The 22,354-nt window shown below is 47.7% G+C and carries 17 protein-coding genes, 2 tRNA genes and 1 other annotated feature; of the genes, 18 read left to right on the top strand and 1 reads right to left on the bottom strand.

Features of this window, described 5'->3' with window-relative positions:
* The first annotated feature begins 188 nt into the window (after positions 1-188).
* The 17 genes from rpmG to codA all read left to right on the top strand — a co-directional run bounded on the left by rpmG (position 189) and on the right by codA (position 19,373).
* Positions 189-338: a 50S ribosomal protein L33 gene (rpmG, locus tag M3079_RS08030; RefSeq protein ID WP_021716163.1), complete on the top strand. Its 150-nt coding sequence runs from the start codon at positions 189-191 to the stop codon at positions 336-338.
* A gap of 47 nt (positions 339-385) precedes the next feature.
* On the top strand, positions 386-601 hold the full coding sequence (gene secE, locus M3079_RS08025) for a preprotein translocase subunit SecE (protein ID WP_249078547.1): 216 nt from the start codon (positions 386-388) through the stop codon (positions 599-601).
* 42 nt (positions 602-643) lie between these two features.
* Entirely contained in the window at positions 644-1,177 is a 534-nt protein-coding gene (gene nusG / locus M3079_RS08020) for a transcription termination/antitermination protein NusG (RefSeq protein WP_021716161.1), read from the top strand.
* Positions 1,178-1,190: 13 nt separating this feature from the next.
* Positions 1,191-1,616, top strand: a complete 426-nt coding sequence (rplK, locus tag M3079_RS08015) for a 50S ribosomal protein L11 (RefSeq protein ID WP_021716160.1) — start codon at positions 1,191-1,193, stop codon at positions 1,614-1,616.
* A gap of 66 nt (positions 1,617-1,682) precedes the next feature.
* Positions 1,683-2,384, top strand: coding sequence for a 50S ribosomal protein L1 (gene rplA, locus M3079_RS08010; protein ID WP_021716159.1), 702 nt, complete (start codon positions 1,683-1,685; stop codon positions 2,382-2,384).
* Between the two features lie 7 nt (positions 2,385-2,391).
* Positions 2,392-2,525: a sequence feature (ribosomal protein L10 leader region), on the top strand.
* A gap of 34 nt (positions 2,526-2,559) precedes the next feature.
* The gene (gene rplJ / locus M3079_RS08005; RefSeq protein WP_249078545.1) at positions 2,560-3,084 is read left to right on the top strand and encodes a 50S ribosomal protein L10; all 525 of its coding nucleotides are present in this window, start codon (positions 2,560-2,562) and stop codon (positions 3,082-3,084) included.
* 66 nt (positions 3,085-3,150) lie between these two features.
* Entirely contained in the window at positions 3,151-3,522 is a 372-nt protein-coding gene (rplL, locus tag M3079_RS08000; protein ID WP_021716157.1) for a 50S ribosomal protein L7/L12, read from the top strand.
* 313 nt (positions 3,523-3,835) lie between these two features.
* Positions 3,836-7,558: a DNA-directed RNA polymerase subunit beta gene (gene rpoB, locus M3079_RS07995; protein ID WP_249078544.1), complete on the top strand. Its 3,723-nt coding sequence runs from the start codon at positions 3,836-3,838 to the stop codon at positions 7,556-7,558.
* A gap of 17 nt (positions 7,559-7,575) precedes the next feature.
* A complete protein-coding gene (gene rpoC / locus M3079_RS07990; RefSeq protein WP_249078542.1) occupies positions 7,576-11,580 on the top strand; it encodes a DNA-directed RNA polymerase subunit beta' in 4,005 nt (1,334 codons plus the stop codon).
* A 166-nt stretch (positions 11,581-11,746) separates the two neighbouring features.
* Positions 11,747-14,350 (top strand): DNA polymerase I, encoded by a 2,604-nt coding sequence (polA, locus tag M3079_RS07985; protein ID WP_249078541.1) that lies wholly within the window; start codon positions 11,747-11,749, stop codon positions 14,348-14,350.
* Positions 14,351-14,362: 12 nt separating this feature from the next.
* Positions 14,363-15,184, top strand: coding sequence for a DNA-formamidopyrimidine glycosylase (gene mutM / locus M3079_RS07980; RefSeq protein WP_249078538.1), 822 nt, complete (start codon positions 14,363-14,365; stop codon positions 15,182-15,184).
* Between the two features lie 12 nt (positions 15,185-15,196).
* Entirely contained in the window at positions 15,197-15,796 is a 600-nt protein-coding gene (coaE, locus tag M3079_RS07975) for a dephospho-CoA kinase (RefSeq protein ID WP_021716151.1), read from the top strand.
* A 1-nt stretch (position 15,797) separates the two neighbouring features.
* Entirely contained in the window at positions 15,798-16,412 is a 615-nt protein-coding gene (locus M3079_RS07970; protein WP_249078537.1) for a lytic transglycosylase domain-containing protein, read from the top strand.
* Positions 16,413-16,450: 38 nt separating this feature from the next.
* Positions 16,451-16,536 (top strand) — tRNA-Leu (locus M3079_RS07965).
* A gap of 25 nt (positions 16,537-16,561) precedes the next feature.
* Positions 16,562-16,645, top strand: a tRNA-Leu gene (locus M3079_RS07960).
* A 221-nt stretch (positions 16,646-16,866) separates the two neighbouring features.
* The gene (codB, locus tag M3079_RS07955) at positions 16,867-18,108 is read left to right on the top strand and encodes a cytosine permease (protein WP_249078535.1); all 1,242 of its coding nucleotides are present in this window, start codon (positions 16,867-16,869) and stop codon (positions 18,106-18,108) included.
* 26 nt (positions 18,109-18,134) lie between these two features.
* The gene (gene codA, locus M3079_RS07950) at positions 18,135-19,373 is read left to right on the top strand and encodes a cytosine deaminase (RefSeq protein WP_249078533.1); all 1,239 of its coding nucleotides are present in this window, start codon (positions 18,135-18,137) and stop codon (positions 19,371-19,373) included.
* A 365-nt stretch (positions 19,374-19,738) separates the two neighbouring features.
* Here codA and M3079_RS07945 read toward each other — a convergent pair whose 3' ends face one another.
* Positions 19,739-21,064 (bottom strand): replication-associated recombination protein A, encoded by a 1,326-nt coding sequence (locus M3079_RS07945; RefSeq protein ID WP_249078530.1) that lies wholly within the window; start codon positions 21,062-21,064, stop codon positions 19,739-19,741.
* Between the two features lie 171 nt (positions 21,065-21,235).
* Here M3079_RS07945 and M3079_RS07940 point away from each other — a divergent pair, with 171 nt between their 5' ends.
* A complete protein-coding gene (locus tag M3079_RS07940; RefSeq protein ID WP_249078528.1) occupies positions 21,236-22,354 on the top strand; it encodes an efflux RND transporter periplasmic adaptor subunit in 1,119 nt (372 codons plus the stop codon).

Genomic DNA, 22,354 nt, shown 5'->3' with positions numbered 1-22,354 from the left:
TGGTGTTGTTACTGCTATCGAAGAAAAATAATTAAACGCTGTTAGCGGTACATATATCTAAGGCCGGACTTTTCAGCCCGGTCTTAGATTATTTTTTTAAACATTGTTGACATAACCCGTTAACTGTGGTACTCTATATTAGTGAAATTTTCAGACCAGCAATTTTGACAGCAAGAGAGGTGTAACGAATGCGTACTTTGATTACTTTGGCATGCACTGAATGCAAACAGCGCAACTACCAGACTAACAAAAACAAAAAGAATGATCCGGACCGTATTGAGATCAACAAGTACTGCAAATTTTGCAAAAAACACACTTTACATAAAGAAACCAAATAATCTTTGTGTTTGAGTTTATCTAGGTATTTTAGCAAGGATGTGAAAAGATGGCCGTTCCAGAATTACCGGGTGTGAAAGACACCAACGGCATTATGCGCTTTCTGCGGGAAGCAAAATCTGAACTAAAAAAAGTGACCTGGCCTACCAGACGAGAACTTATTGCCCATACAATCGTTGTATTTATTGCCGTTGTCCTTTCAGCAATTCTGATTTGGGTAATTGACAGTATTTTTGCTGGGCTTTTCCAGTTGATTTTACAATAAGTTTGAGTAAGGAGGAAGGGAATTAATATTCCCGGTACCGCTATGGAATCAGAAAAACGTTGGTATGTCATACATACTTATTCCGGTTACGAAAATAAAGTAAAAGCTAATCTGGAACGCAAAGTTCATTCCCTGGGTATGGAAAACGAAGTTTTCAATATTGTAATACCTATGGAAAATGAAATAGAAGTCAAAGATGGCAAAAAACGCAGCGTGCAGCGCAAAGTTTTCCCGGGCTATGTACTGGTAGAAATGATTGTTAATGACCGCAGCTGGTATGCCGTCCGCAACACTCCAGGCGTAACCGGTTTTGTTGGCTCCGGCACCAAGCCCATTCCTCTTACAGATGAGGAAGTAAAACAAATTATGCGTTCTATGGGCGTGGAAGAAAGCCGTCCTAAAATTGATTTACAATTACAGCAGATTGTACGCCTTAAAAGCGGCCCGTTTGCCGGATGCCTTGGCAGCGTTTCCGAAATTAATGAAGAACGCGGCAAGCTGAAGGTTCTTGTGGACATGTTTGGGCGCGAAACACCTGTTGAAGTTGATTTTACTCAAGTTGAAGAAGCTGAATAAGGAGGTGTAATAAATGCCGAAAAAAGTCGTTAAGATGGTAAAATTACAGGTACCGGCTGGTAAAGCTACTCCGGCTCCTCCTGTAGGCCCTGCACTCGGCCAGGCCGGTGTAAACATCATGGCTTTCGTTAAGGAGTTCAATGAACGTACTGCACAGCAGGCTGGTCTTATTATCCCGGTAGAAATCACCGTATTTGAAGACCGTTCCTTTACTTTCATTACCAAAACTCCTCCGGCTCCGGTTCTCTTGAAAAAAGCAGCCGGTCTGGAAAAAGCATCTGGCGAACCTAACAAGAAAAAAGTAGCCACCCTCGGCCGCGACAAAATCCGCGAAATCGCCGAAACCAAAATGGCTGACCTCAACGCAGCAGATATTGAAGCTGCAATGAGAATGGTTGAAGGTACTGCCCGCAGCATGGGTATTACCGTAGTTGACTGATAATATTAGTTAACTTAATTAAGTGGGAGGCCAAAAACCGTTATTACCACATAGGAGGAAAAGTTAATGGCAAAAAGAAGCAAAAAGTACCAGGAAGCTTTGAAACTTATCGAAGCTGACAAATTCTATTCTCCGAAAGAAGCAATAGAATTAGTAAAGAAAACTAACGTTACCAAATTTGACAGCACCGTTGAAGTTTCTTTCAAACTCGGTGTTAATCCTAAATACGCTGACCAGCAGGTTCGCGGCGCTATGGTTCTTCCGCACGGCACCGGCAAAAGCAAAACTGTTCTTGTTTTTGCTAAAGGCCCCAAAGTTGCAGAAGCTGAAGCAGCAGGCGCAGATTATGTTGGCGGTGAAGAATATGTCGCTAAAATTCAGGGCGGCTGGACAGATTTTGATGTCTGCGTAGCAACCCCTGACATGATGGGCATGGTTGGCCGTCTTGGTAAAATCCTCGGTCCTAAAGGTTTAATGCCTAACCCGAAAGTTGGTACCGTAACTATGGACGTAACCCGTGCAGTAAACGAAATTAAAGCTGGTAAAATTGAATACCGCACCGATAAAGCAGGTAATGTACAGGCTCCTATCGGCAAAGTTTCCTTTACAGACGAACAGCTTTTGGCTAACTACATTGCACTTGCCGATACTCTGGTAAAAGTTAAACCTTCCGGAGCAAAAGGCCAGTACATGAAAACCATCACTCTTTCTACTACCATGGGCCCTGGCGTTAAAGTTGACGTTCTGAAGGCTAACAGCGACAAATAATTTTATAAATCAGAAGATAATCGGGCCATAGACAGCAGGTGCGGCACAGCCGCGTAAGCATAGCGCCAGCCGAGGTTGGAGACGTTGAAGATAGACCTTCGCGACCTCCGGCTGCGGCCGAGAGGTCTTTTTGATTTAATAAAAAATATCAAAATAAAGAAGGGGGTGCAGATGTATGGCAATTAGACCTGAAAAAGCAGCTAAAGTTGCAGAGATTAAAGAACTTCTTACCAGCTCTAAATGCACTGTTCTGGTAGACTTCTGCGGTTTGACTGTTGCACAGGATACTGCATTGCGCCGTAAAATGCGCGAAGCCGGTGTTACCTACATTGTAGTTAAAAACACTCTGCTCCGTATTGCAGCACAAGAAGCAGGCATTGAAGGTCTGGAGCCGGTTCTTGAAAAGAACACCGCTATTGCGGTTGCTCCGGAAGACCCTGTTGCCGCAGCAAAAATCATTTGCGATTTTGCTAAAGAAAACAAAGCACTTGTTGTTAAAGCAGGTGTTCTTGACGGTAAAGTTATTGACGATGCAGCTATCAAAGCTCTGGCAGAACTGCCGCCGAAAGAAGTACTCGTTGCCAAAATGCTTGGCAGCATGAATGCTCCGATTTCCGGTTTCGTCAATGTACTTCAAGGTACTATCCGCAAAGTGGTATATGCGCTTGACGCTATCCGCGAACAAAAAGAATCCGCATAAGCTGAGGCTTATCGCATAAAAATTTAACAATAAAATTAAAACATCTAATTTATGGAGGTAACTATAATGAATAAAGAACAAATCATTGAAGCTATTGAATCTATGACCGTCCTCGAACTTTCCGAACTCGTTAAAGCTCTGGAAGAAAAATTCGGCGTATCCGCTGCTGCTCCTGTTGCTGTAGCTGCTGCTCCGGCTGCTGGTGGCGCTGCTGCTGCTGAAGAAAAAACTGAATTCGATGTAATCCTGACCGCTGCTGGCGCTGGCAAAATCAACGTAATCAAAGTTGTTCGCGAAGTAACCGGCCTGGGCCTGAAAGAAGCTAAAGCTATCGTTGACGAAGCTCCGAAAGCTGTTAAAGAAAAAATCTCCAAAGCTGACGCTGAAGCTCTCAAAGCTAAACTCGAAGAAGCTGGCGCTTCCGTAGAAATTAAATAATTTTGCTTAACGGCAATAAAAATTCCGCTGCATTGCAGCGGAATTTTTTTATGCCCGCATGATTGACAAATTGCGAAATATATGATAACATATCATACTACAACATTAGTAGATTGCAGGTATTGACAACCGGTACCGGGGGTTCAGTGGTTGAGCACCGTACCGTGCTTATATGGATTTAGATGAGGTGCGTTCATCGAAGACAACATGCAAGGTCCTGAATATTGTTTGGAGCCTTGCTTTTTTTGTCATGGTAAAAACGCGCTTGTTTAAGTCTGCCTGACAACATATACATTAAGGGGTGAGGGATTACATGTTTAAACCGGTTCCCGTAGGTAATAGGACTCGGTACAGTTATGCCAGAATCAATGAAGTATTGCCAATGCCTCATTTGATTGACATCCAAAGAAAATCGTATGAGTGGTTCATGCGAGAAGGTCTTTGCGAAATTTTCCATGACATTTCTCCTATTAAAGATTTTACAGGTAATTTAGAACTTTCCTTTGAAGGCTTTACTCTCGGTGAGCCTAAATATACAGTAGAAGAATGCAAGGAACGCGATGCTTCCTATTCTGCGCCGTTAAATGTAAACGTGCGCCTTCTGTATAAAGATACCGGCGAGATTAAAGAATCTAAAGTATTCATGGGCGATTTTCCGCTGATGACGGAAACCGGTACTTTTGTAATCAACGGTGCCGAACGTGTAATCGTCAGCCAGCTGGTACGTTCCCCGGGCGTTTATTACGCTGTTACGATGGACCCCAGCGGCAAAAAAATGTATGGTACAACAGTCATTCCTAACCGTGGTGCATGGATTGAATATGAAACCGACTTAAATGACGTTATTTACGCACGTGTTGACCGTACCAGAAAGCTGCCGGCAACCGTTTTGCTGCGCGCTATGGGTTTAACCCAGAATGAAGATATTTTAGCGCTCTTTAATAACCATCCTTCCGTTGCTGCAACGCTTGAAAGGGATACAACAACTACCCGCGAAGAAGCTTTAATTGAAATTTATAAAAAGCTGCGTCCGGGCGAACCTCCTACTCTGGAAAACGCCTCCGCACTTATTGAAGCAACCTTCTTTGACAACAAACGTTATGACCTTGCCAGCGTAGGCCGTTATAAGCTGAACAAAAAACTCGGCTGGCGCCGCCGCCTGCTGGATAAAGTACTGGATCAGCCGCTGGTTGATGTATCTACCGGTGAAATTATTGCTGAAGCAGGCACCAAGATTGACCTTGATGTTATTGATAAAATTGAAGAAAGCGGTATTTTTGCAGGCCCCGGCCTGAAAGAAGTTTTCATCCGCCTGAAAGAACAGCCGATGAAAATCATCTGCACTTCCGATATTCCGGAAGACCACCGTACCATCACCGTTGAAGACGTTATGGCTTCCTTCGGTTATCTGCTGAACCTGATGGACGGCCTTGGCACCGGCGACGATATCGACCATTTGGGCAACCGCCGTGTACGCCGTGTCGGCGAACTTTTGCAGAACCAGTTCCGCATCGGCCTTGCCCGTATGGAACGCGTTGTAAAAGAACGTATGACCATTCAGGATGTTGATGTTATTACGCCGCAGGCGCTTATTAATATCCGTCCTGTTGTTGCTGCAATTAAAGAATTCTTTGGCAGCAGCCAGCTTTCCCAGTTTATGGACCAGAACAACCCGCTGGCCGAGCTGACCCATAAACGCCGTCTTTCCGCACTGGGCCCCGGTGGCTTGAGCCGTGAACGTGCAGGCTATGAAGTCCGCGACGTACACCATTCCCACTATGGCCGTATGTGTCCGATTGAAACCCCTGAAGGTCCGAACATCGGCCTTATCGGTTCTCTTTCTACCTTTGCTGTTATTAACAAATACGGCTTTATGGAAACCCCGTACCGCCGTGTTGATAAAGAAAACAAGCGCGTAACTGATGAAATTATTTATCTTACCGCTGATGAAGAAGATAATTACATTATCGCTCAGGCGAACGAACCTTTGGATGATGAAGGTTACTTTGAAGGCGAACGTGTAACCGCACGTTACCAGAACGAAGTGCTTTCCCTGCCTCCTGACCAGGTAGACTTCATGGACGTTTCGCCGAAACAGGTTGTATCTATCGCTACCGCGCTTATTCCGTTCCTCGAAAACGATGATGCGAACCGTGCTCTTATGGGTGCAAACATGCAGCGCCAGGCAGTGCCGCTTCTGTGCACTCAGGCTCCGATCATCGGTACTGGTATGGAATATAAAGTTGCCGTTGACTCCGGCGTGTGCATTCTGGCTAAAAATGCCGGCGTTGTAGAACGCGTTACCGGCGATGAAATTGTTATCCGCAAAGATGACGGCGGCGTAGATAAATACAGCGTATTGAAATTTAAACGTTCCAACCAGGGCACCTGCGTTAACCAGCGCCCGATTGTTTACAAAGGTGACAAGGTTGTTAAAGGCCAGGTACTGGCAGACGGCCCTGCAACGGACCATGGCGAACTTGCACTTGGCTACAACGTAATTGTTGCCTACATGCCTTGGGAAGGCTACAACTACGAAGATGCTATTCTTCTTAGCGAAGATTTGGTTAAAGCCGATGTATTTACTTCTATTCATATTGAAGAATACGACTGCGATGCCCGCGACACCAAACTGGGCGAAGAAGAAATTACCCGCGATATTCCGAATGTATCGGAAGAAGCATTGAAAGACCTTGACGAACGCGGCATTATCCGCATTGGTGCGGAAGTACGCCCGGGCGATATCCTCGTCGGCAAAGTAACTCCGAAAGGCGAAACCGAGCTTACCGCAGAAGAACGCCTGCTGCGCGCCATCTTTGGCGAAAAAGCACGCGAAGTACGCGACAGCTCGCTGCGTGTTCCGCACGGCGAAGCAGGTAAAATTGTCAGCGTAAAAGTATTTACCCGCGAAAACGGCGACGAACTTCCTCCGGGAGTTAACGAACAGGTTCGCGTACATATTGCACAGAAACGTAAAATTTCCGTCGGCGATAAAATGGCAGGCCGCCACGGCAACAAGGGCGTTATTTCCCGTATTCTGCCGCGCGAAGACATGCCGTTCCTGCCGAGCGGCGAACCGGTACAGATTGTGCTGAATCCGTTGGGCGTACCTTCCCGTATGAACATCGGACAAATTCTGGAAAACCATCTGGGCTGGGCAGCACGTGCACTCGGCATGCAGATTGAAAACAATGCCGAAGGCCTTGTAGAACGCCTGACCGGTGTTGGCTATGACGTTGAAAAATATGGTATCCCAGAAACCGTTGAAATCGGTAAATTCGGTGATAAGAGCATTAAAGCCGTACAGATTTCCGTACCGGTATTTGACGGCGCTCACGAAAAAGACATTAATGATGCGCTTGACCTTGCAGGTATCGACCGCAGCGCCAAAACCACGCTGTATGACGGCCGTACCGGCGAACCGTTCGATAACAAAGTTACCGTCGGCTTAACTTACATGCTCAAACTGCATCACCTTGTTGATGATAAAATCCATGCCCGCAGCACCGGCCCGTACTCTCTTGTTACCCAGCAGCCTCTCGGCGGCAAGGCGCAGTTCGGCGGCCAGCGTTTCGGCGAAATGGAAGTTTGGGCGCTGGAAGCATACGGCGCAGCTTACACTTTGCAGGAAATTTTAACCGTAAAATCCGACGATGTTGTCGGCCGTGTTAAAACCTACGAAGCCATCGTTAAGGGTGAAAACGTTCCTGAACCTGGTGTTCCGGAATCCTTTAAGGTACTTATTAAAGAACTTCAGTCCATCGGCCTTGACATTAAAGTGCTCAACGAGGACGAAGAAGAAATTTCCCTGCGTGATACCGATGACGATATCAACGAAACAGCACGCAAGCTGGATCTTGACATCGACGGTGCAATTCCCGAAGCTCCTAACACGGAGATTGTACAGGATGACTACACCACCGACAGTGATGACAGCGCAGCGGAAGACCCCGATTTTGATTTGATTGCCGATATTGGCAACATGAATATGGAAGCAAAAGATGCGGATGACGCCGCCAGTGAAGATATGGAATAGAAGGGAGCGATCGGTTCTTGTTAGACGTAAATAATTTTGAATCTATGCGTATCGGCCTGGCTTCACCGGAGCAAATCAGGGCTTGGTCCTATGGCGAAGTAAAAAAACCGGAAACCATCAATTACAGAACTTTGAAACCGGAACGTGACGGTTTGTTCTGCGAAAGAATTTTCGGGCCTACCAAAGACTGGGAATGCCATTGCGGCAAATATAAAAGAATCCGCTATAAAGGCATTATCTGCGACAAGTGCGGCGTTGAAGTAACCCGTGCCAAAGTACGCCGTGAGCGTATGGGCCATATTGAACTGGCTGCACCTGTATCCCATATCTGGTATTTCAAAGGTATTCCGAGCCGCATGGGGTTAATTCTTGATATTTCCCCGCGTTCTCTGGAAAAAGTACTGTACTTTGCCAACTACATTGTATTAGACCCGGGCAGCACTCCGCTGACTAAAAAACAGCTGCTGACCGAAAGCGAATATATTGAAAACCGTGATAAATACGGCAGCGCATTTAAAGTAGGCATGGGCGCTCAGGCAATTAAAACTTTATTACAGGAAATTGACTTGCCCAAACTTACCGCAGAACTGCGTGCAGAACTGAAAGAAGTAAGCGGCCAGCGCAAAATCCGTGCTGTACGCCGCCTTGAAGTATGCGAAGCCTTCTTGAAATCCGGCAACCGCCCGGAATGGATGATTCTGGACGTTGTACCGGTAATTCCGCCTGAACTGCGCCCGATGGTTCAGCTGGACGGCGGACGCTTTGCAACGAGCGACCTTAACGATTTATACCGCCGCGTTATTAACCGCAACAACCGCTTGAAACGTTTGCTTGAACTTAACGCGCCGGATATTATCGTACGCAACGAAAAACGCATGCTGCAGGAAGCAGTTGACGCCCTTATCGACAACGGCCGCCGCGGCCGTCCGGTAACAGGCCCGGGCAACCGCCCGCTGAAATCCCTTTCCGATATGCTGAAGGGCAAACAGGGCCGTTTCCGTCAGAACCTTTTGGGTAAACGTGTTGACTACTCCGGCCGTTCCGTTATCGTTGTAGGCCCGGAACTTAAAATGCACCAGTGCGGCCTGCCGAAGGAAATGGCACTGGAGCTGTTTAAACCTTTTGTAATGAAACGCCTTGTTCAGAGCGGACAGGCTACCAATATCAAAAACGCCAAACGCATGGTAGAACGCGCCAATAATGTTGTTTGGGACGTTTTGGAAGAAGTAATTAAAGAACATCCTGTATTCCTTAACCGTGCACCGACGCTGCACAGACTCGGTATTCAGGCATTCGAGCCTATCCTTACCGAAGGCCGTGCAATCAAACTGCATCCTTTGGTATGTACAGCATTCAACGCCGACTTCGACGGTGACCAAATGGCAGTGCATCTGCCGCTTTCCGCGGAAGCACAGGCAGAAGCAAGAATTCTGATGCTTTCCGTTAACAACATTCTGGCACCGAAAGACGGCAAACCTGTTGCCGTACCTACACAGGATATGGTTCTGGGCTCTTACTACATCACCATGGTGAAAGAAGGAGCCAAAGGCGAAGGCATGCGCTTCAGCAGCATTAACGAAGCTATGCTGGCATACTTCCATAAGGTTGTTGATTTGCAGGCACGCATTCAGGTTTATGTACCTAACAAAGATATTTACGGTGAAGAAAAGAACGAAGGCGTAAGCCTTGTTACCACTACGCCGGGCAATATCATGTTTAACGAAGACCTGCCGAAAGAACTGCAGTACTTCCATCAGGAAACCGAAAAGAATGCTGCAGGCGAAGAAGTTAAGGTTTGGCATTTAAGCAAACTTATTAACAAAAAAGAACTTGGCAACCTTGTTGCCAAAGCACACAAGCTGTTTGGCAACCTGCGTACCGCCGAAATTCTTGATATTGTTAAAAAGAACGGTTATGATAACGCCTGCAAGGCAGGTATTTCCATTGCCGTATCCGATATTAAAATCCCGAAAGAAAAACAGCAGATTTTGGCTGACGCCGAAAAACAGATTGATAAAACAGAGCGTATGTTCCGCCGCGGCTTAATGAGCGAGGACGAACGCTACCGCAAGGTTATTGAAATCTGGAGCCAGGCAACGGACGACGTTACCGCAAAACTGATGAGCGCGACCATGGATAAATTCAATTCCCTGAACATGATGGCTGACTCCGGCGCCCGCGGCAACACCCAGCAGATCCGTCAGCTGGCAGGTATGCGCGGCCTTATGGCTGATCCGTCCGGCCGTATTATCGACCGTCCTATCAAGGCAAACTTCCGCGAAGGCTTAACCGTATTGGAATACTTTATTTCTACCCACGGTGCCCGCAAAGGCCTGGCAGATACCGCACTGCGTACGGCAGACTCCGGTTACCTTACCCGCCGCCTTGTAGATGTTGCGCAGGATGTTATTGTACGCGAAGATGACTGCGACGTTGTAACCTTTAACCTTGTTAAAGAACGCAGCCGCTTGTGCAAACAAACCCTTGGCGCAAGCCAGAACAAACTGCGCGAAACCGTTATCGGGCGTAACCTTGCTTCCGGCGTTGAAAGCCCTGTAACCGGCGAACTGATTGCCGAAGCAGATACCGTTATTACGGAAGATATTTACAATAAACTTATTGCAGGCCACGTGCTTGAAGTTAACCTGTATGCAACAGATGATATGGACGGCGAAGCAACTGAAACCGTTCAGATTAACATTAGCAGCGAAGATGCCAACAAGGTGATGAAAGAACACCTGATGCATCACTTCAACGGCAAAGAAGTTGCCGAAGACGTTGTTAACGCAGAAGGTGAGGTGCTGGCACATGCAAAAGATACTTACACCGAAGCAATGATTGACGCAATTTTGGCAGACGGTACTGTCCGCGAAATGAAAGTGCGCAACAATGCTATCGAAGGTATCGAAATCGGTGCTATTACCGAAGGCAAGAACAAACAGACGGTTATCGAATCTCTGCGTGACCGTATTGTCGGCCGTAACCTTGCCGAAGATATTCTGGATGAAAACGGCGAAGTGCTCTATCATATCAACGATTATGTTACCGAAGATATGGCAGACAGAATTGCAGCCCTGCGCGAAACCGTTAAAATCCGCAGTGTGCTTAACTGCAAATCTAAAGTTGGCGTTTGCCGCAAATGCTATGGCCGCAACCTTGCAACCGACAGAAACGTTGATGTCGGCGAAGCAGTCGGCACCATTGCAGCACAGGCAATCGGCGAACCTGGTACCCAGCTTACCATGCGTACGTTCCATACCGGCGGCGTAGCAGGCGGCGACGATATCACCCAGGGTTTGCCGCGTGTTGAAGAACTGTTTGAAGCACGCAAACCGAAACACCCCGGTATTTTGGCAGAAACCACCGGCGTTGTGCATATTGCTGAAGAAGGCGGCCAGCGTAAAATTACCATTACCGATAAAGACGGCATGGAAGAAGTTTATGCTATTCCGTACGGCGCAAAACTTGCTGTTACCGAAGGGCAGGAAATCGAAAAAGGCGACCGTCTTACCGAAGGTTCCCTTAATCCGCATGATATTATCCGCATCAGCGGCGTGCGTGCAACCCAGCGTTATCTGGTACAGCAGGTACTCGGCGTTTACAAATCTCAGGGCGTAGAAATTAACGACAAACACATTGAAGTTATGGTACGCCAGATGATGCGTAAAGTACGTATTGACGAAGCCGGCGATACAACAATGCTGCCGGGCGAATATGTTGATATCGGTGAATTTGAAGAACAGAACAGCGAGATGCTTGACCGCGGCTTGCAGCCGGCAGAAGGCCATCCGATTCTTCTGGGTATTACCAAAGCATCCCTGGCAACCGATTCCTTCCTGTCTGCGGCTTCCTTCCAGGAAACCACCCGTGTACTTACGGACGCAGCTATTAAAGGCAAGGTTGACCCGCTGCTCGGCCTTAAAGAAAACGTTATTATCGGTAAACTCATTCCGGCAGGTACCGGCATGAGCAGATACCGTGACGTTAAAGTAAAATACAATAACGTGCCTACTAATAACTGATTTTACTGCATAACAGCAGAAAAGCTTAATAAGTTGTAATAGGTAAAGTAAACCACCCTGTTTATTCCGTTTGGAGTAAGCAGGGTGGTTTTGTTATATTAATTTTACCTACACCTTTGCTTGTGGTATAATATATTATTAGATTTATTGAACGAAAGGAACAAACATGGCTGATAAATTTTTAGTTATAGATGGCAGCAGCCTGATTCACAGGGCGTTTTTTGCCCTGCCGCCGCTGACGACGCAGAGCGGTGTGCATACAGGTGCTGTGTACGGTTTTTGCAATATGCTTTTGCGCCTTTTGGCGGACATACAGCCCAAGTGGCTGGCGGTAGCGTTTGACAAAAGCCGCAAAACCTTCCGCACGGAGATGTTTGCCGATTACAAAGGGCAGCGCAAGCCGACGCCGAGCGAGCTGTCGGAGCAGTTTCCGCTGGCGCGCAAGGTGCTGGAGGCAATGAACATTGCCGTGCTGGAACTTGATAATTACGAGGCGGACGACATCATTGGCACGTTTGCTGTACACGCGCCGCAGGACGCGGACGTGATTATTGTAACGGGCGACCGCGATGAACTTCAGCTTTTAAGCAGCCGCACAAGCGTATATTTTACCAAACGCGGCATTTCGGACCTTAAAATTTATACGCCGGAAGTTTTCGCAGAAGAATATGAAGGCCTTGAACCGAAGCAGCTTATTGATCTGAAAGGGCTGATGGGCGATACTTCGGATAATATTCCCGGAATACCGGGCGTTGGCCCCAAAACAGCTCTTAAGCTGATTGGCGAGTACGGCAGCGTGGAAAATGTGCTCGCTAACGCCGATAAAATCAGCGGCAAGGCACTGCGCGAAAAAGTACAGAACAACAAAGACTCGGCGCTGCTTTCCAAAAAACTGGCAACAATTTTTACGGATGTGCCGGTTGATGCGGATTTGGCAAATTATGAATTGAAAGCATTAAAGCCGGAAGCGCGCGAACTGCTTGCCGGGTTGGAATTCCGCAATATGTACGACCGTTTTAATGCCGTTATGGGCGCGCCGGAAGGCGATTTCAGCCTGTTTGGCGACTTTGTGGAAGACAAGCCTGCCGGGCTGCCGGAAGAAGTTGTAAAAAGTGCCGACGATGCGGAAGCACTGTTTAAACTTATCGCCGTAAGGCGTGAAGTTACGCCGCTTACTGTACAAATTGGCGGTACGCTGCCGGATTTATATTTTAAACGTGCGGAGCTTTTATGTGATGGGCGCGTTTATATTTTTGAAGGCGAGTGCCCCGGCTGGCAGCAGTTTTATGACTGGCTGGCAAATGAAAACTGCCAAAAAGCCTGCTGCGACAGCAAAAAGATTATTAAAACTGCTTTGTGCCTTGGGGTTGAAGCGCGCGGCATAACGGATGATATTGCCATTGCTGCATACCTTATTGACCCTGCGCGCAGCGAATACAGCATTAAAGCCGTTGGCGGAGCGTACCTGACGCAGGAGTATGCGCAGGAATGCAAAACCGTTGCCGAGCTTGTGCCTGTGCTGCGTGCCAAACTTGCAGAACACGAACAGATAAAATTATATGAAGAAATGGAGCTGCCGCTGGCACGCACGCTTGCCAAAATGGAACTGGCGGGCATTAAGCCGGATGCAGCGCTTTTGGATAAATTAACCAAAGAAATGGCGGCGCAGATTGCAGCGCTTGAGATTTTGGCGGTAGAGCAGGCTGGAGAAACATTCAATTTAAAATCTACCAAGCAGCTTGGTGCTATTTTATTTGAAAAGCTGGGCCTGCCGGTAATTAAAAAAACTAAAACAGGTTATTCCACGGATGTATCCGTTTTGGAGCAGCTACGCAACGAGCATCCGCTGGTGCGGACGATTTTGGAACACCGCAAGCTGACGAAGCTGCACAGCACTTACCTTGAAGGGCTGCGCCCGCTGATAAATACTGTTACAGGGCGTATACATACGCATTTTCAGCAGCTTGTTACTGTTACCGGCCGCTTGAGCAGCACCGACCCGAACTTGCAGAATATTCCTACCCGCACGGAACTTGGCAAAAAAATACGCGAAATTTTTGTGCCGGGCGAAGGTTACGATTATCTGTTAAGCTGCGATTATTCGCAGGTAGAACTGCGTGTTCTGGCGCATATTGCGCAGGATGAACTGCTTTTGGAAAGCTTTCTGCACGGGCAGGATGTACACGCACGCACGGCTGCGGAAGTGTTTGGCGTGCCGCTGGACGAAGTTACCGGCACCATGCGTACGCGCGCCAAAGCGGTAAACTTTGGCATTGTATACGGCATCAGCGATTTTGGGCTTGCCAAGCAGCTTGATATCAATCGCGGCGAGGCGGGCAGATATATTGAAAATTATCTTGGACGCTACACCGGCGTTAAAAAATATATGGATGATATGGTGGCGAGCGCCAAAAAACAGGGCTATGTGCAGACGCTGTTCGGGCGCAGGCGTTACCTGCCGGATATTAACAGCCGCAATTTTAACCTGCGCGGCTTTGCGGAGCGTACCGCCATTAACACGCCGATACAGGGTACGGCGGCGGACATTATAAAAATTGCCATGGTGAACGTGCAGAAAATGCTGGAACAGGGCGGTTATAAAAGCCGCATCCTTTTGCAGGTGCACGACGAACTTTTGCTTGAAGTTACGGAGGCCGAACGCGAAGAAGTTGGCGCACTTGTAAAACAAACTATGGAAAGCGCCGTAAAACTCAGCGTACCGCTGATTGCCGATGTTAACTACGGCGTAAACTGGGCAGACGCCAAATAGGGAGGAATTACCATGCCAGAAATGCCGGAGGTGGAGCAGGTACGCAAAACCCTGCTTCCGCACATTAAGGGCAAAACCATTAAAAATATAGAAATTAACCTTGCAAGGCTGATAAAATACCCGGCACCGGAAGAATTTATTGCCGGTTTAACCGGGAAAACAATTCTTGATGTAGGACGCCGCGGCAAATACCTGGTGCTGAAAACAGGCGAAAACCAGAAGCTGATTGTGCATTTGCGCATGACTGGCAGCCTGATTGCGCAGGAAGCGGAGAAACCTGCGCCGCCTTATGCCAAAATTAAGTTTGAACTGACGGACGGCGTAACAATGTGGTTCTGCGATATCCGCACCTTTGGCACGTTGTATCTTGTTACCAATAATGACGCTTATATTGAAGGCTACGAAACTTTAGGCCCCGAGCCTTTAAGCGAAGGCTTTACGGCGGATTATATGCGCCCGGTTATAGCCAAAAGCAGAAAGCCTATAAAAACTCTGATTTTGGAGCAGACTTTTATCGCAGGGCTGGGCAACATCTATGCCGACGAGTGCCTGGCGTTATCCGGCATTTTGCCGATGCGCACGGCCAACACGCTGACTGACGAAGAAATTGACCGCCTGCATGACGCCATAAACAAGGTTATTGCGCAGGGCATTGCCAACCGCGGCACAACCTTCCGCGATTACAAAGACGGCGAAGGCAACAAGGGCGATAACCAAAATCATTTGCTGGTATATGGGCGCAAAGGCTTGTGCTGCAAAATGTGCGGCGGCGAACTTTTGGGCACCAAAGTAGGCGGGCGAGGCACAACATACTGCCCGCACTGCCAAAAATAAAACGGTGAAGAAATGAAAGTAATAGGTTTAACAGGGGGCATAGCCTCGGGTAAAAGTACAATTGCAAATTTACTGCGCAGCCTTGGCGCGCCTGTGTTTGACGCTGACGCTGAAAGCCGCGCTCTGGTTGCCAAAGGGCGTGCTGCGCTTAACGAAATAGCCCTTACCTTTGGCATTGAATACCTTACGGATGGCGGCGAGCTTAACCGCCCCAAAATGGCGGAACTTGTTTTCCACGATAAAGAAGCGCTGAAAAAACTGGAAGCAATCATTCATAAAAACGTACTGGCGGCAGCGCAGAGCTTTCTGGCAGAATGCCGCAGTAAAAATCTGCCGGCGGCAGTGCTTGACGTACCGCTTTTAATTGAATGCGGCTGGTATAAAGATGTGGATGCCGTGTGGCTTGTTGCCGTAGACAGCGAAACGCAGATAGAACGTGCCATGGCACGCAGCAACATGACGCGCGAAGAAGTTAAGGCACGCATTGCAGCGCAGATGACGCTGGAAGAAAAAAAGGCTTATGCCAGCCTTGTAATTGACAACAGCGGCACCTTTGCCGAAACGGAAAAAGCCGTTGCCGCAGCATGGAAAAATTTTACGGCGGAGGCATAAGTTGGGCAGGCGGAAAAAGAAAAAATTTATCGACAGATGGTGGGTAAAATTCTTAATGGTTGCTGCTGCCATTTTTCTCATAGGTGGAGCCGGTATGAAAATATGGAGCAGCGAAGCCGTGCAGACGCGCTTTGTTTATATGTGGCCCTACCAGAACGAAATTTTGGAGTACAGCTCCAAAAACAAAATCGACCCATTTTTGGTTGCGGCAGTTATAAAAAACGAAAGCGGGTTTGATACTGAAGCTGTATCGCATGCCGGTGCCGTGGGGCTGATGCAGATTATGCCGGAAACCGGCGAATGGATTGCTGCGCAGATGGGGCTTGACCATTTTGACATGGAAGCTTTGCGCAGGCCGGAATATAACGTGCGGCTTGGCTGCTGGTATCTGGGCGAACTGGAGTATGAATTTCAGCGCAACTGGGTGCTGATGATGATTGCCTATAACGCGGGGCGCGGCAACACGCGCGCGTGGATGCAGGAAAACGGCTGGAACTATGATTTTAACCGCATTGAAGACATACCTTACCCGGATACGCGCGAGTATGTAAAAAAAGTTTTGCGCGACCGCGACAAATATTATCTTTATTATAAAAATAAAATAAAAAAGTATTGACAGATTGATTTTTGCGCGCTATAATAATCAATGTTGACGCGGTAGTGGCGGAACGGCAGACGCGCTAGCCTCAGGAGCTAGTGGGGGCAACCCCGTGGAGGTTCAAATCCTCTCTACCGCACCATTTAATTTAATAGCAATACCCCAATGCGGTTGTGGCGGAACGGCAGACGCACCATCTTGAGGGGGTGGCGGGGAGACCCGTGTGGGTTCAAATCCCACCAACCGCACCAAAAATGCAATGAAGCAGCTTGTAAAACAGGCTGCTTTTTTTATGCCCGAATGAATTAAACAATGGGCATTAGCTTAAAAGTGCCGGTATTTGTGCAGGTTATTTTTCTTTTAACTTGTGGACAAAGCATGCCTGCAATGGTATAGTATATTAGGTATTGCGCAGGGGCAGAAAAAAGCTCTCTGCCCCCAAAAAAGATATTTTTGGAAGGTGGTACAATCAATGGAAAAATCTGTTAAGCAAAACACATCCGCTCCTGTGGATGCGGATTATTCGCTGGAGGCCGTGCCTGATTCAGCACGCAAGGGCTTTTGGCAAATGTTCTTCGTTATGCTGGGGTTCACGTTTTTCTCGGCAAGTATGAGCGTTGGCGCAAAGTTGGGTAATGGGCTCGATTTATCAGGCTTTGTATGGGCCTGCCTGATTGGCGGTATTATCCTGTCGGCTTACTGCGGTGTACTGGCTTTTATTGGGTCTAAAACCGGTTTGAATATGGATTTGCTCTGCCGCCGTACTTTTGGCAGCAAGGGCTCTTATCTTTCGTCTGCTATTTTGGGATTTACGCAAATCGGCTGGTTCGGCGTAGGCGTGGCAATGTTTTCCATTCCTGCGGCGGAACTTATGGGCATGAACGAATGGACTCTGACAATTATTGCCGGCCTTTTAATGACGGCAACTGCAGCCACCGGCATGAAGGCTCTGGAAATTGTCAGCTATATTTCCGTTCCGCTTATCATTATTCTGGGCGTTTATTCCATGGTTACTGCTGCCGCAGAAGGCGGCGGGCTGGCTTACATTTTTGCGCAGTCTGCCGGGCAGATTACCCTGTTTACCGGCATTGGCTATGTTATTGGCTCTTTTATTTCCGGCGGTACTGCAACGCCTAACTTTATACGTTTTGCCAAAAACAGCAGTATTGCCGTATGGACTACGGTTATTGCCTTCTTTTTAGGCAACACGCTGATGTTCTGCTTTGGCGCGGTTGGCGGCGCTTATACAGGCAAGGATGATATTTTCTACGTTATGATTGCACAGGGCCTTGCCATTCCGGCTTTGATTGTACTTGGTGCCAATATCTGGACTACCAATAATAATGCTCTTTACACCGGCGGCCTTGCCATTTCCAATATTTCCAAAGTACGCATGAAATGGACTACATGGATTTCCGGCATTATCGGCACGGCGCTTGCAATCTGGCTTTATTACAATTTTGTAAGCTGGCTCAGCATTCTTAACTGCGCTCTGCCGCCGATTGGCATTATCGTTATTTTAGATTATTTCTTTAACCATAAAAAATTCGGCAGCGATTTTAACGAATATACCATTAACTGGTTCAACATTGCCGGTATTATAGTTGGCGCTGCCTGTGCAAACCTGCTGCAGTGGGGCATTGCCGCCATTAATGCCATGGTGGTTGCTGCTGCATTCTTCTTTATCGGCGAAATGCTTGGCAAAAATAAATAATAACTGTAAAGAAAGGATGAATTGTTATGCTGCTGCAAAAACTGTATCTGGCAAATGCCACGGAAACGGTAGATATCCGCGTTACGGATGGTAAATTTGCCGCTATTGCTCCTCAGCTGGAAGCGCTGCCCGGTGAAGAAGTGGTTGATTGCTGTGCCGGAAAAATGGTGCTGCCGCCTTTCGTGGAATCGCACGTACATCTCGATACCTGCCTTACGGCAGGACGCCCGCACTGGAATTTATCCGGCACGCTGTTTGAAGGTATTCAGCGCTGGGAAGAATATAAGCCTTTCCTTACCAAACAGGAAGTAAAAGACCGTGTAAATAAGGCACTACGCCTGCAGGCAGGTAACGGCATTCAATATGTGCGCACCCATGTAGATATTAACGACCCGGAACTGACCGCCCTGCGTGCAATTTTGGAACTGCGCGAGGAAGTTAAGGATTATATTGACATTCAAATCGTTGCTTTCCCTCAGTACGGAATTTTAAGTTACCCCAACGGCAAAGGCCTGCTTGAAGAAGCACTGAAAATGGGTGCCGATGCTGCCGGTGCCATTCCGCATTTTGAATTTACCCGTGAATATTCTGTTGAATCGCTTAACATCTGCTTTGAACTGGCGCAGAAATACGGCAAACTGATTGACGTACACTGCGATGAAATTGACGACGAGGCATCCCGCGGGCTGGAAACTGTTGCCGCCCGCGCTTATGAAACCGGCATGGGTGATATGGTAACGGCTTCGCATACAACTGCCATGCACAGCTACAACAACGCTTATATGATTCGCCTGATGCGTCTTTTAAAAATGTCCGGCATCAACTTTGTGGCAAATCCGTGCGTTAATGTGCATTTGGGCGGACGTGCGGATACTTACCCCAAACGCCGCAGCATGACGCGCGTAAAAGAACTTACCGCCGAAGGCATTAATGTTTCTTTCGGCTCGGATGATATTTTTGACCCCTGGAACCCGCTTGGCAATGCCAATATGCGCGACCAGGTATTTATGGGGCTGTATACCGGGCACATGCTTGGCTATGAAGAAATTTGCAATTCTTATAAATTTGTTACAGAAAATGCTGCCCGCACCCTGCATTTGGGCGATGCTTACGGCATTGCGGTCGGCAAAGAGGCAAACTTTATTATTCTTGACGCCAAAAACTGGTATGACGCATTAAACAACAATGCGCCGGTGCTGCGTAATTACCGCAAAGGCAAACTTATTGCTTCTACCGCGCCGGTAGATAAAAAAGTGTATTTTTAACTGAGCCGTCAATTAGTGCCAAGTGATAGCGAAGGCAATAATTGTGCCAGCGAAGTTACGCAAATTTTGCGATTGAATGATGAGCAAAATTTATGAACCTTTAACAGAAAAAATCAAAAGGGTTATACTTTTCAGCATTGTTAAAATCTGCGGCTTCGTCGATTCCGTCCGGGCATGGCACCGGACTCTCGTAGGTTATTGTTATAAATTAAGCCGCCGCAGTTTTAACTACTGCTTCACAGCACAACCCTTTTGGATTTTTGAACAAACTGGCTGCCAATAAAATAATTTAAATAATAAAAGCCAAAGCATTGCTTAAAGTAGTGCTTTGGCTTTTTGCATATTATATTACTTTTTGCTGTTCTTTACCTGCCGCCGTGCTCACGCTTCCAGCGCATTATTTCATCAAGCCGTGCTTTTACGCGTGCTTCCAGCCCCTGCGTTGTTGGCTTGTAATATTCCGTTCCCAGAAGCGAATCGGGCAGGCACTGCATATTGGTAAGTTTTTCTTCCGTGTTGTGCGCGTACTGGTAGCCTTTGCCGTAGTTAAGTTCCTGCATCAGTTTTGTGGGCGCATTGCGGATAACAAGCGGTACAGGCTCGGCCAGCATTTTGGCGGCGTCGCGCTTGGCGTGTTCATACGCCATATAAAGTGCGTTGGATTTTGGCGCGACTGACATATACACCACGGCCTGCGTTAAATGCACGCTGCATTCCGGCATGCCGATAAAATGGCAGGCGTGGTAGGCGGCAACGGCAATTTCCAGTGCTTTGGGGTCGGCAAGGCCGATATCTTCGCTGGCAAAGCGCGTAACGCGCCGCGCTATGTAAAGCGGGTCTTCGCCTGCTTCCAGCATGCGTGCCAGCCAGTACACGGCCGCGTCCGGGTCGCTGTTGCGCATGGATTTATGCAGTGCGGAAATTAAATTATAATGTTCTTCACCTGTTTTATCGTACAGCAGCGATTTTTTTGAGGTGCATTGTTCCAGCGTTTCGCGTGTTACCGTCGTTGCGCCGCCTGTGTCCATATCGCCGTTTAATACTGCCATTTCTAATGTGGAAAGCGCAGTGCGGGCATCGCCGTTGGCAAAAACGGCTATCATTTCCAAAAGTTCATCTTCAATGTTAATTTTCTGTGTGCCAAAGCCTTTTTCATCTGTTAAGGCACGTTTTAAAAGCTGCACAAGCTCCTCTGTTTTAAGTTCCTGCAAAACAAAAACCTTGCAGCGGCTTAATAATGCGCTGTTAACTTCAAACGAAGGGTTTTCCGTTGTTGCGCCTATTAAAATAATGCTGCCTTTTTCCACAAAGGGCAAAAACGCATCCTGCTGGGCTTTGTTAAAACGGTGTATTTCGTCTACAAAAACAATGGTTTTTTCGCCGTAACGGCGGTTTTCTTCCGCCTTCTGCATTACGCTGCGTATTTCTTTAATGCCGCTTGTAACGGCCGAAAAATCAATAAACGCCGCTTTGGTGGTGTTAGCAATAATCCGCGCCAGCGTGGTTTTGCCCACGCCGGGAGGCCCCCAGAAAATCATGGAGGAAATCTGGTCGCTTTCAATTAAACGGCGCAGCACTTTGCCCTTGCCCAAAAGGTGGGTCTGGCCAACGTATTCGTCAAGCGTTTTTGGGCGCAGCCTTGCCGCCAGCGGCTGTGATAAATTGTTTTCAAAAAGTGACATTGCTTCCATAATTTCGCCTCCCAAAGCCATTATAATTCGCCGCAGAATTAAGCGCAAGCAGAATTTATTAAGCAATTTTACACAATTGTTTCATTAATGCAAGGATATTTGTTTGCTAAAACAGTTTAAAAAGTTATATAATTAAAATAACTTATACTTGCAGAAGGTTGGGTGCGTACTATGGATTGGCATAACCGTAATATGAAAATTTTAATCGGCATTTGCATTGCCGTTGTTTTAATTGTTTGTTACCGTATTTTTGATAATATACAAACGGAGCGCGCCCGTGCGGAAAGAATGTCGCGCGTGCAGGCGGTGGCAGTTGTTACGGCAAAGCCGGAGCGCAGGACGATTACCCCGCTTTTGGAGTTCAGCGGCAGCCTTGACCCGGAGTGGCAGGCTGATGTTGCCGCCAAGGTTGACGGACGTGTGGAGCGTGTATATGTTAATGAGGGCGACCGTGTAACCAAAGGGCAGGTGCTGGCGGAACTGGAACAGCGCGATACTGACGCTGCCCTGCGTGAGGCGCGCGGCAATTACATGGACGCGCAGACCAATCTCCGCAAGGCCGAGCGCGACCTTGAACGTTACAGCGCTTTATATAAACAGGGTGCGGTTTCCGAACAGGTTGCCGACGATTACGCTTTTGCGCGTGACAACGCAGCTGCCAAGCTGGATGCAGCCCGCGGCACCGTGCAGGCTATGGAATCACAGTTTGAAGGTACTGTAATAACAGCCCCGGCTGACGGCATTATCTCCAAGCGCTACCATCAGGAGGGTTATTACGCAACGGCAGGCACCCCGCTTTTTGCCATTGCCGATATCAGCGTTTTAAAAACCGTTATTAATATTCCGGAAGGCAATATCAGCGGCGTATCCGTTGGCAACGAAGCCGAAATAGAATTGCCTGCCTTTGCCGGGCATAAAATTATCGGCAGAATAACGCGCATTGCCCCTGTTGCCGATTTACCTGCGCATACCTTTGCCGCCGAAGTAAGTGTTGACAACACCGAAGGGCTTTTGGCAGGCGTTTTTGCAACGGTAAAGCTTACTGCGCAGCCCAGGCAGAATGTGCTTACAATACCGGTTTACGCCATTGTAATGCGTGATGACCAGAAAACCGTATTTATTGTGGAAGATGATAACACCGTGCGCCGCCAGGTGCTTGACATTGGCTATACGGACGACAAGGTTGCCGAAGTTTTAAGCGGACTGAAAGGCGATGAAGTAATTGTAACCGAAGGGCACAACAAGCTGCGCGAAGGCAGCAAGGTAGTTACTGATAAGGCAGGTAATTAA

It is taken from the genome of Phascolarctobacterium sp. ET69 (assembly GCF_023336935.1).
GTDB classification, from domain to species: Bacteria; Bacillota; Negativicutes; order Acidaminococcales; family Acidaminococcaceae; genus Fusicatenibacter_A; species Fusicatenibacter_A intestinipullorum.
The sequence above is the reverse complement of the archived record's forward strand: the minus strand, read 5'-3'. Positions and strand labels throughout refer to the sequence as shown.